The 11,255-nt window shown below is 44.8% G+C and carries 10 protein-coding genes and 1 pseudogene; 7 read left to right on the plus strand and 4 right to left on the minus strand.

Features of this window, described 5'->3' with window-relative positions; genetic code table 11:
* A partial coding sequence (locus tag VB714_RS12865; RefSeq protein WP_323224744.1) for an EamA family transporter occupies positions 1 to 1,636 on the minus strand: 1,636 nt, incomplete at its 3' end.
* 466 nt (positions 1,637 to 2,102) lie between these two features.
* Between VB714_RS12865 and VB714_RS12870 the strand changes: the two genes are divergently transcribed.
* The 7 genes and pseudogenes from VB714_RS12870 (at position 2,103) to VB714_RS12900 (ending at position 7,606) form a co-directional block, all read left to right on the plus strand.
* Complete coding sequence (locus tag VB714_RS12870; RefSeq protein ID WP_323224746.1) at positions 2,103 to 2,408, plus strand: hypothetical protein; 306 nt, start codon at positions 2,103 to 2,105, stop codon at positions 2,406 to 2,408.
* Between the two features lie 127 nt (positions 2,409 to 2,535).
* Positions 2,536 to 4,068 (plus strand): photosystem II chlorophyll-binding protein CP47, encoded by a 1,533-nt coding sequence (gene psbB, locus VB714_RS12875; protein WP_323224748.1) that lies wholly within the window; start codon positions 2,536 to 2,538, stop codon positions 4,066 to 4,068.
* Between the two features lie 296 nt (positions 4,069 to 4,364).
* Positions 4,365 to 4,460 carry a photosystem II reaction center protein T gene (locus VB714_RS12880; RefSeq protein WP_204102347.1) on the plus strand — a complete coding sequence of 32 codons (96 nt, stop codon included), beginning with the start codon at positions 4,365 to 4,367 and terminating at the stop codon, positions 4,458 to 4,460.
* A gap of 135 nt (positions 4,461 to 4,595) precedes the next feature.
* Complete coding sequence (locus tag VB714_RS12885) at positions 4,596 to 4,724, plus strand: hypothetical protein (RefSeq protein WP_275414296.1); 129 nt, start codon at positions 4,596 to 4,598, stop codon at positions 4,722 to 4,724.
* Positions 4,699 to 5,172, plus strand: a pseudogene (nrdR, locus tag VB714_RS12890) (transcriptional regulator NrdR); the annotation flags it as partial. The gene VB714_RS12885 and the pseudogene nrdR, both read left to right, overlap by 26 nt.
* A gap of 459 nt (positions 5,173 to 5,631) precedes the next feature.
* Positions 5,632 to 6,867, plus strand: coding sequence for a 30S ribosomal protein S1 (locus tag VB714_RS12895; RefSeq protein WP_323224753.1), 1,236 nt, complete (start codon positions 5,632 to 5,634; stop codon positions 6,865 to 6,867).
* Positions 6,868 to 7,201: 334 nt separating this feature from the next.
* Entirely contained in the window at positions 7,202 to 7,606 is a 405-nt protein-coding gene (locus VB714_RS12900) for a response regulator (RefSeq protein WP_323224755.1), read from the plus strand.
* Here the strand turns inward: VB714_RS12900 and lptC are convergent.
* From lptC to metG, 3 genes are all read right to left on the minus strand, one after another.
* Positions 7,603 to 8,781 (minus strand): LPS export ABC transporter periplasmic protein LptC, encoded by a 1,179-nt coding sequence (lptC, locus tag VB714_RS12905; RefSeq protein ID WP_323224757.1) that lies wholly within the window; start codon positions 8,779 to 8,781, stop codon positions 7,603 to 7,605. The two genes, VB714_RS12900 and lptC, sit on opposite strands and share 4 nt — an antisense overlap.
* The gene (locus tag VB714_RS12910; RefSeq protein ID WP_204102559.1) at positions 8,781 to 9,404 is read right to left on the minus strand and encodes an NYN domain-containing protein; all 624 of its coding nucleotides are present in this window, start codon (positions 9,402 to 9,404) and stop codon (positions 8,781 to 8,783) included. Before VB714_RS12910 ends, lptC begins: the two co-directional genes overlap by 1 nt.
* A 120-nt stretch (positions 9,405 to 9,524) precedes the next feature.
* Entirely contained in the window at positions 9,525 to 11,135 is a 1,611-nt protein-coding gene (gene metG / locus VB714_RS12915; RefSeq protein WP_323224760.1) for a methionine--tRNA ligase, read from the minus strand.
* Between the last annotated feature and the right edge of the window lie 120 nt (positions 11,136 to 11,255).

The raw sequence follows: 11,255 nt of genomic DNA on the forward strand, positions 1-11,255 counted from the left end.
ACATCCCCCACAATTGTTTAGATATTAATGCCTTGCCAATAATTATCCATGTTAAAAGCGAGGTTAATGCAGGACCCGTTGCCCCAAAGATCGAAGCACGAGCGGCACCAATATAACTGATACCAACATTATTAGCAAGATAACTTAATAGAGTTAAACCTCCTAAAAGCAAACTGCTGATTAAAACATTTGTCCACATTTCCGGAGCTACATTAACCTGCATCGTTTCCGGTAGGGGAACCAATAAACTTAATGCCGCAAAAATGAGAATAATGGCAAAATTAACGACACTAAAAGGAATGGGATGAAGTTTTTTCGTACAGGCTTGAATCAAAAGCACGTGAAACGCAAAAGTTATCCCCGCAGCGAGGGCATAAATAATTCCTTCAGTAGATAATTTTAGCCCTGCATCTTGAGCATTTTGATCGGGAAAAGCAATCAATACTATCCCTAAAAATACTGTTAGAGTAGACAGACTGCGAACGACAGAAGGGCGCTCTCCAAAGAGAAGCCACGACATCAAAACCGTTACAATGGGAAAAACAAAGAACAATGTGAGGGCAACCCCTGGCGTTAATGCACCCAAAGCCATATAGATAAAGGCAGAGGAAGCAAAAAGGAAGAAACCGCAAGCCGTAACATTAAAAAACGCCAACCAATCCTTAGATTTCAAGAAACGACCAATATCCGGCCAGCTTGAAGGATAAAGAACTTGCGCGATCGCCGCCATCAGAGGCACCACGACCACCATGCGAAAGCAAAGTATGAGCAAAGAATTGCCAAAACCAGGAGAAATAAATCCCCCCGTATCCCAAATCCCAAAGAGAGAAGACTGATTGAGAATAATCGAAATGACTACATTTTGTAGGGACAAGGCAAAAGACGAAAAAAGCACCAAGATAAAACCCAACTGCATTTGGGTTGCCGTCACCTTCCTTGCTTTTGGCTTCACCGGTGGCGAAATTTCTTGGGGAGGGGCAGGTTTGATGGACCTTGGCGGTGCGACAAACGGAAGTTTGACGCTTTGAGGTTCCGTGGGGATTGGGAGGGTGTCCCTTGGCTCATCTTGGGGGTCTGAAGGGAGCGATCGAGAACCTCCATCGGTTTGAAGTTCTTCCTTCAAACGACCCACCAACGCCTCCAAAATTGCCTCTCCCTGCTGTTCGAGAGTGAACATTTGCCCTAACTGTTGAGAGAGAGTGCTTTGATAGCTATTCAGGTCTTGTTGTAAGGTTCTAAACGTCGTCCTTAAAGTTGTATCGAGAGAAGAAATTAAGCGATGGGCATTATCGTTGTAACCGCTCAGGCGATCGCGATTGAATTCCCCATCTCTACTGCCCTCAACCTGCCTCGCACGCTGTTGCAACAACTCCACAATCTGCTCAACCAAAGCCGGAGCAATCTGTTTAGCCAATTCGTGTTGTTGATCCAATTGCTCTCGACGTTGCAACTCCAAATCTTCATTTTCTGCCAGCAAGCGGGTTTTCCGCTCTTGGAGTTGCTCAATTTCTCGAGATAACTGGAGAATGACACTATGTTTGAGGTGTTCGAGTTCCTCTGTAATTTCTCTTAGGCTCTTTTGTGCTGCTTCAGGTGCGTCGGGATTGAATTCCGGTTGCTTTTCCAGTTGCCCCATTTGCGTTTAACCTCTATTGCCGGTAGATCGAAATACTCTGTAATATTAAAAGCTCGATCGCGTTACTGGGTATCTTACGATTTTTCTGACCATTCCGCCCTAGTTTTGGGTTTCTTTGCAAAAGTTTTTATTCTTTTGAAAAAACAAAATTCCCCAACGCGATCGCCATTTTTGCCATTGTAGGTGAGAAAATCTCTCAAAGGCTAGAGGGGTTCAACCTATTTTTCTGGTTCTGACGCAGCTAGGGAGCGAGACGCTCCCACTACGTTATTCTCTGGCTATGGTAGTGCGGGCATCTTGCCCGTTAATGCGTAAGTCCTAATTTTTTAACGATTTGAGGAGTTCTGACGCAGCTAGGGAGCGAGACGCTCCCACTACGTTATTCTCTGGCTATGGTAGTGGGGGCATCTTGCCCGTTAATGCGTAAGTCCTAATTTTTTAACGATTTGAGGAGTGTCCGGATATCGTGAAATACTTTTTTTTATCAGCAGGCTGGCAAGTCGGTCGGGTTTGGGAATTAGGGGGAATTTGGAACGAGATTGCTTGGCGACGCAGACCGCAAATTCGCCGATTATCGTTAGGGATTGTCGAACAGGGGGAAACTTTATGGCTCTATCAAGTTGAAGATGCCGTTCTCATGTTAGAAGTCAAACCCTCAGAAATCTCAGAGCGAGGCGCGATCGCCCAAGTCATTCTCAAACGCCTCATTGATGCCGAGCAAGCCATGCAAAAATTAGCCACAGCCGAAACCGTATTGCAGGAAAAGCAATAGTTACAAGAGTTGCTATTCCCCGTTACCGATTTTTTCCTCTTGCATTGAACTCTCGCAATCGTTTACACTTCTTTAACAAAATCTAATTTTATAGATTCAATATTTTCGATTAGGAGGACCGTAGTCAATGGGACTACCTTGGTATCGAGTCCATACAGTTGTATTAAATGACCCCGGACGCTTGATTGCCGTCCACCTCATGCACACCGCATTAGTTGCAGGTTGGGCGGGATCGATGGCACTTTACGAACTCGCTATTTTCAATCCCAGCGATGTCGTTTTAAACCCCATGTGGCGACAAGGGATGTTTGTTCTGCCTTTCATGGCACGCTTAGGAGTAGATTCTTCTTGGGCAGGCTGGAACGTCACCGGACAACCCTATAACGACCCTGGGTACTGGTCTTTTGAAGGCGTTGCGATCGCCCACATCGTTCTCTCTGGACTGCTCTTTTTAGCCGCTTGTTGGCATTGGGTTTATTGGGATCTCGAACTATTCAGAGACCCCCGCACGGGAGAATCCGCTCTCGACCTGCCCAAAATGTTTGGCATTCACCTGTTCTTATCCGGTTTACTTTGCTTTGGCTTTGGCGCGTTTCACCTGAGTGGCGTTTTCGGACCGGGAATGTGGGTATCCGACGGCTTTGGCCTGACAGGTCACATCCAACCCGTTGCCCCAGAATGGGGACCTGCTGGGTTTAACCCCTTTAACCCAGGGGGAATTGTGGCTCACCACATTGCCGCCGGACTGGTGGGGATTATTGCCGGACTATTTCACCTAACGGTTCGTCCGCCAGAACGCTTGTATAAAGCCTTGCGGATGGGGAATATCGAAACGGTACTCTCCAGCAGTATTGCCGCCGTCTTCTTTGCCGCTTTTGTTGTGGCGGGAACCATGTGGTACGGCAACGCAGCAACCCCCATCGAACTCTTTGGACCCACCCGCTATCAGTGGGATCAAGGGTACTTCCAAACCGAAATTCAACGGCGGGTTGATGCCAATATTGCCGCAGGAGATACGGCTTCCGAGGCTTGGTCTAAAATTCCCGAAAGACTGGCATTTTATGACTACATCGGCAATAGCCCCGCAAAAGGCGGTTTATTCCGTGTCGGTCCAATGGTTAACGGTGATGGCATTCCCGAATATTGGTTAGGTCATCCCGTGTTTACAGATGCTGAAGGTCGCGAACTGAGCGTGCGTCGGATGCCCAACTTCTTTGAAACCTTCCCCGTGGTGTTAACGGACTCTGAGGGCATTGTTCGAGCCGATATTCCTTTCCGTCGTGCGGAATCTAAATACAGTTTCGAGCAAAATGGCGTAACCGTCAGTTTCTACGGTGGTGCGTTGGATGGTCAAACCTTCAGCGATCCCAAACAAGTTAAAGAAATTGCGCGTAAGTCTCAATTGGGAGAACCTTTTGATTTCGATCGCGAAACTTTAGGCTCCGATGGGGTCTTCCGGACTTCTACCCGTGGTTGGTTTACCTTTGGCCATGCTGTATTTGCCTTGCTCTTCTTCTTCGGTCACATTTGGCACGGCTCTCGCACCTTATACCGAGATGTTTTTGCCGGTGTGGAAGCAGACTTGGAAGAACAAGTCGAATGGGGAATGTTTGCCAAAGTGGGAGATAAAACCACTCGGATCAAAAAAGGTGCTGCATAGGCGATCGCCTTTTTGGTCTTAAATATTCTCAGAATTGAGGAGAATTGAGGAGGAAGACAAAACCTCCTCAATTTTTTTTAAGGAAGCAAGACTCTCCCACTCCTGCATTCTCTCGGGTAGTGCAGTGGGTCTTGCCCGTTAATGGGTAGGTCTTATGAGAAAAATCCCTAGAAAAAATTAATAATTTGTTTATCGGGAACTCAATCCCTTAAAATATGATTGTGTAGAGCAATTCAGTTTTGTCTTGCTTTATCATCGAATCAATCTTTGTTGTCTTTTTTACCCTCAAATTAGTTATGGAAAGCGTTGCCTATATTCTCGTACTTGCTGTTGGCATAGGAATCCTCTTTTTTGCGATCGCGTTTCGGGAACCCCCCCGCATCGAAAAATAATCGAAAAATAAAGGATTGCAACAGAACTTCCTAAAAATATCAAACCCATTGCCAGCAAGTTTTCTCTTTTGGTGAGAAACTTCTCAGCCGCACTATCTTATTTCTTTCACTATTGCTAAATGGTGGAAAATCAAGATGATGCGGCTCAAATTGCTTTTTACACGACCTTGTTCCCCTCGAACGGGTTTTATCGATCTCGATCGCATCGTTATTTTGGACAATTATTTTGGACTGAATCATGCAATGTCCGGCTTGTCAGCATAAAGAAAGTCGCGTCCTAGAATCTCGTTCTACAGAAGGAGGCAAAAGCGTCCGACGACGGCGAGAGTGCTTAAATTGTAAAAATCGTTTTACCACCTACGAACGCATTGAATTTGTTCCGATCGCCACCATTAAACGAGATGGTAGTCGAGAATCCTTCGATCGCTCGAAACTGTTGCGAGGACTCATTCGCGCTTGCGAGAAAACAGAGATTTCCCACCAACGTCTGGAAACCTTTGTCGATGAAATCGAGGCACAACTCCAACAACGTTCTCTGCGGGAAGTCACCACTCGGGAAATTGGAGAACTCGTCCTCGGCTATTTGCGCCAAGAAAATGAAGTTGCTTACGTTCGTTTTGCCTCAGTTTATCGCCAATTCCAAGGCATTACAGATTTTGTCGAAACCTTGGATCAACTACAATCTCAGCAGGAGGAATCGAAAAAGACTGAAGAATGGCAAGACCTCAATTATAGTGCAGCCTCTGAAATTATCGCGTCTTCTTCTCCATAATGAACCTAGAGTCAAGAGGGAAATCTCTCAGCAGTTCATTTCTCGATTTTTGGGGTAGAACTTCCTTAAAATATGTTATATTCATAAGCCCGTCTGTCACTGTTATCGTAACAGTCTCCAAAAAAATGGGTCTCAAAATGCAGGAGATGTGGAGTTGATAGACTAAAAAGTATTAAAATAAGTCTAAGTGACCCATTCTGTTACTAGCCGATGCTAGAATGCAGATTGGGTAAATATATCTGTTATTCAAATTAGCAGAATACCTTAACAAAGTACCGGAACTGTATATTGCGATCGAAATATTGCGATCGCGCCAAACACTGAGAATTTTTCTCAAGGTGCGATCGTTCATTCACAGTAAGTACATACGGAGCTAAAAACCTAGGAAAAAATACACATATGGTCAGTCAGAAAACAACCGCCAGTAGAAACAAAGACATTGGCTTTACTCACGAAGATTTTGCTGCTCTCCTTGACAAATACGACTATCATTTTAGTCCTGGAGACATTGTACCGGGAACTGTTTTCAGCATGGAACCCAGGGGCGCGTTAATTGATATCGGCGCGAAAACCGCTGCATTTATCCCCATTCAAGAAATGTCCATCAACCGGGTGGACGATCCTAGCGAAGTCTTACAGGCAGAGGAAACGCGGGAGTTTTTCATTCTGACCGATGAAAATGAAGACGGACAGTTAACCCTCTCCATTCGTCGTATCGAATATTTACGAGCTTGGGAACGAGTGCGTCAATTGCAAGCCGAAGATGCGACTGTGCGTTCTAACGTTTTTGCCACCAACCGAGGGGGAGCTTTAGTTCGTATTGAAGGATTGCGAGGTTTTATTCCTGGTTCTCATATTAGTACTCGTCAAGCTAAGGAAGATTTAGTAGGTCAGGACTTACCTCTAAAATTCCTAGAAGTGGATGAAGATCGCAACCGTCTTGTCTTGAGTCATCGCCGCGCTTTAGTCGAGCGGAAAATGAACGGGTTACAAGTTGGAGAAGTCACCATCGGTACGGTACGAGGAATCAAGCCCTATGGTGCATTTATCGATATTGGTGGTGTGAGCGGACTGCTCCACATTTCAGAAATTTCTCACGATCATATCGATACACCTCACAGTGTTTTTGCCGTCAATGATGAATTGAAGGTCATGATCATTGACTTAGATGCAGAGCGCGGTCGTATTTCGCTTTCGACCAAGCAACTCGAACCTGAACCCGGTGATATGTTGAAAAATCGGGATTTGGTGTTTGAGAAAGCAGAAGAGATGGCTGAAAAATATCGCCAGAAACTCTTGCAACAAGAACGGGGAGAAACGGGTCGAGATGAATCTACTCCAGAGGCAAAAGAGGAATTAGACATTCCTACTGCAACAGATGAAGAGGTGACGGTTGCTGTGGTAGAAGAAGCTGGGGAAGAAACATCTGCTGTGGTAGAAGAAGCTGAGGAAGAAACTTCTGCTGTGGTAGAAGAAGCTGAGGAAGAAACTTCTGCTGTGGTAGAAGAAACCGGGGAGGGAACTTCTCAACCGGAAACAACTCAACCAGAAGCGATCGCCGAGCCAGAAGTAGAGTTGGAAACAGCACCGGAACCCGAAAATGTTGCCGAACCCGTTACTGTGGGTAGCGAGTAGTAACAGAATTGTTGCAATTAACTGGCCGAAAGCAAAATTAGAATCAACAAAGAACAACTTTGTCAAGAGGGACTCTTCCCTCTTTTTTTGTCACATTTTTTGCCACATTGTTAAAATTTTTTTAAGCGATAATCAGCCGCAATTCTAAGAGAAGTCAAGAATTTTGGGTGCATTCTATAATGCTGTTGTAATGGCCAATGCGATCTTTTTTAATTAAATATTATTTGATTCAGATACATTCGCCGGCTCTTATCGCTTTATAATATCGAGTATAGCTTTTGTAGTCAATGTCCAGCCGTCCTACAAGGACGGGGTTTCAGACCCATTTTTTGTGATGAAAACTGTTCTAATTGTAGAAGACGATCCCGTTAATCTTCGCGTTTTTACCAAAATTCTCAAAAAACGTGGCGGTTTAGAGGTGAAAGCAACAGAAAATGTTGAAGAAGTTATAAACATTGCTCAATCTCGGGAAGTGGATATCATTTTGATGGATGTTTCTCTTGCTCATAGCGTTTATCAAGGTCAGGCTGTTGATGGCATTAAAATTACACAGATGCTCAAAGCCGATCCCCAAACTGCTGACCTGCCAATTATTTTAGTCACTGCTCACGCAATGGAAGGCGATCGCGAAACCTTTCTCAAAGAAAGTGGGGCTGACGGTTATATTTCCAAACCCGTAGTGGATCAGCAAGAGTTTATAGATATTATTAAAAAATTGTTACCCGAGGTTATTGATTAAAATGAATTAGGCACAAATTGAGTAACAACCCGCTTATTCTCTCCCCTGGTTACTGTAACGCGATCGAGATCGATCGCTCCCACGGCTTGAGTTCCCGTCATTTCTAAAGGAGGATTCACCTGTTTGTAAATGATATTCCCTTGCGCGTCAATTCTGCGTTGGTCGATCGCCCAAACCACCTCATTTGCATAAAGATCCGCTTGTCTGCTGGCATTAATTCCTCGCACTCCCCCTTTTAAGCGGGCAACATTTTCCTTGAGATTAATTAACCCTTCATTGGCGTTAATGACTGTATTTTCGGTATTGTGGACGATGCGGACGGGCTTATTGGCTAAAATCGATCGCCCTTTCATATTCCAAATAATCGAATCAGAGGCAACTTGTACGGGAGGGTCAACAGAATTAGAGCGGACATTTCCCTGCAATACTACCACCTGAGTCTCTAAATTCATCTCCGCTTTATCCGCCAGAATGCGATCGGTAATCTTTTTGTTTTCGTCGTAGCGATCGGCTTGCATTTTCGTCTTAGTTGTCAATTTTTTTGCGGGGAGTTCCCAAACCGCTTCTTCTGTTCTCATTTGCATGGGGTTTTTCGTGCCAGTGGCGATGACTTTTCCCTTTAACTCTAATCGTTGGGTCAGAGTGAAATAACGCCCCTCCTTCGCCGTCACTTCTAATTCTTCGTGGGAACCCGTGAAATTATCTCTGGCAATAATCAGGTTTTCTTTCGTTAGCCATTCCATCTCCTTGCCCCGCACGATCGCCCCATTGCGAAGATCCCGCACAATAATATTATCGTGCAGAATCATCTTCTCCCCATCGTTGACCATTTCCCCGCGATCGGCACTCAACTGCACAATTAGTTCATCATTTTGCAAAACATTCCCCGTAATCGTCTCAAAGCGGGCGCTTTTTCCATCTTCACTGTAGATAACATTTTTGGCATTGACGCGCCAAAGCAGTTCTCCTGTTTCACTGGTATTTTCAATGGTAGCATCCTCCAAAATCGCTTGCTTTTCCGTAATCGGAGTGGGTTGTGTTTGAGTTGATTCTGGGGGTTTGGGAGGCTGACAGGCACTCAAAACCAACAACAGCAGCAACGTACTGGAGGGTATCCAGCGCATTACTCTGTTGTTGTTTTGGTTTGCGGTCACTCCCTCGTGCTGATTACCCATTACCGATTACCAATTTGTTCATCATTCAAAACCTTAATGCCAGGAAAGGCACGATGATGATAGCCATTTGTATTCGGTCGCGGTATTTTTTGGATGTCTTCTTTGATTTGATCCAAGTCAATATAGCGATCGGCGACGTTAATTAAACTATCGCTGGTCATGGATCGCAAACTAATCACTTCTACCCGCGCACCTCGGTAACTGACGGCATCGACGGCATAAGCTAAATCTCCGTCACCGCTTACCAATACCGCCGTATCGTAGGCATTAACCAAAGCCATCATATCTACGGCAATTTCTACATCCAGATTAGCTTTTTTTGAGCCGTCGGGAAGCTGCACTAAATCTTTGGCGATGACCCGATAGCCATTGCGTCGCATCCACAAGAGGAAGCCTTGCTGCTTTTCATTGGTGCGATCGACACCAGTATAAAAGAAAGCCCGCAACAATCTCGAACCCGCCGTCAAGCGGTAAAGGAGTTTGGTGTAGTCAATTTCCAATCCTAACTGTAAGGCAGCGTAGAACAAGTTCGAGCCGTCAATAAATATTGCTACTCGTCCTCGGTTTTCTAGTACTTGTTCTGGCGTGAAGATCGTATCTTCGCCAAAACTTTCATCTAACATCATTTGCATTCCTTGTTTCTTAAATAAGGGTTTTTAATTTGTTTTTTCCCCTCTTGACGATCGCCGTCAAAATATCAAAAAATGGCTCAACCTGGATTAAAATTGTAGGCGATCGCCCCTTTAGGGGTTAGATTCTTGGCTGGGAAGTTCCAATTTGTTAAAAATCGGATGGGTTTTGTTGAGGGTTTGACCCCCAGCTAAAATCCCCCAGCGACTATGTTCGGCAAACAATTCGGGTTTATTAATAAGGGTTAGGTTGTTAAAGTCGAGTTCAAAACCGAGTTGTTGGTAGATGTCACCGCATAAATTAGGAATAATCGGCGATAGGAGATAAGCACAAAGTCTAACAGATTCTAAAACAGCATATAAAACCCGTTCTACCTCCCCTTGTTGCTTCTGTTTGTATAGACTCCAAGGGGCTTGCTCATCAATATACTTATTACAAGCGCGAATTAAATTAAAGATTTCTTCACAAACTCCCGTAAAATTTAAGGATTTATACGCATTAACAACGCGATCGCTTAATTTAACCCCCATGGATTTTAAGGGATGGGTTTCAGAAAAGTCAGAGACTCTAACCTCGGGGACTTGACTTTGGCAATATTTTTTCAACATTCCCAAGCTACGGTTGAGCAAATTCCCGAAGTCGTTGGCTAAATCGGCATTGAGAACATTGACAAAACGAGTTTCGTTAAAGTCCCCATCTTGCCCAAATTCAATTTCTTTGAGGAAATAGTAACGCACGGCATCGGAACCATAGCGATCGAGCAAGGCAATGGGATCGATAGTATTTCCTAGAGTTTTGCCCATTTTTCTGCCATCTTTGGTGAGAAAACCATGACCGAAGACTTTTCCTGGTAAAGTCATTCCGGCTGACATTAACATGGCTGGCCAATAAACAGCGTGAAATCGAAGAATATCTTTACCGATCAGATGAATATTAATCGGCCAATAGTTCTTTAAGGCATTATCTAAAGTCGGTTCGTCCTCGGGTTCGAGTAGTGCGGTAACATAACCTAAAAGTGCGTCAAACCAAACGTAAATGGTATGATTGGGATCGTGAGGGATGGGAAAACCCCACTCGAGATTGACGCGAGAAATGGAAAAGTCTTGCAAGCCCCCTTTAACAAAATTCAAGACTTCGTTGCGACGACTTTCCGGCTGGATAAAATCCGGTTGTTCGCGATACAGTTTTTCCAACCGTTCTTGGTATTGAGAGAGGCGGAAGAAATAATTATCCTCATCGCGCCACTCAACTTTTTTATTGGTGTGGATGGGGCATAAACCACCTTCCAGAAGTTCCCGTTCTTCTTTAAATTCTTCGCAGGAGACACAATACCAGCCCTGTTGTTTGGATAGGTAAATATCCTTGTTATTCCAGACTCGGTTGAAGAATTCTTTGACGATCGCGTGATGTTTGATAGCCGTGGTGCGGCTAAAGCGATCGTAGTGAATATTGAGTTTGTGCCAAAGTGCTGCAAAACTGTCCGCGATCGCGTCGCAGTGTTCTTGGGGTGCAATTCCCCGTTCTTCTGCGGCACGTTGAATCTTCTGTCCGTGTTCGTCAGTTCCCGTAATCATCAGAACGGAATGCCCTTGCAGGCGATGAAAACGAGCGATAACATCCGCCACTATTGTCGTGTAAGCGCTGCCGATATGGGGAGCCGCATTGACATAATACAGAGGGGTTGTAATCGCAAATTTTACGTTATCCGATTTGGGCTGATTCATAAATTAAGGGAACGGGAAACGGGTTTCTCTGAGGTTCACAACCCAAGTTTGGTTTAAGTTGAACCTATTTTGGTGTGAGCGCTCACTGGCTAAAGGGAATAGGGATTGAGGATATTTATC

The sequence above is a fragment of the Spirulina sp. 06S082 genome, assembly GCF_034932145.1.
Classification (GTDB): Bacteria; Cyanobacteriota; Cyanobacteriia; order Cyanobacteriales; family Spirulinaceae; genus CCY15215.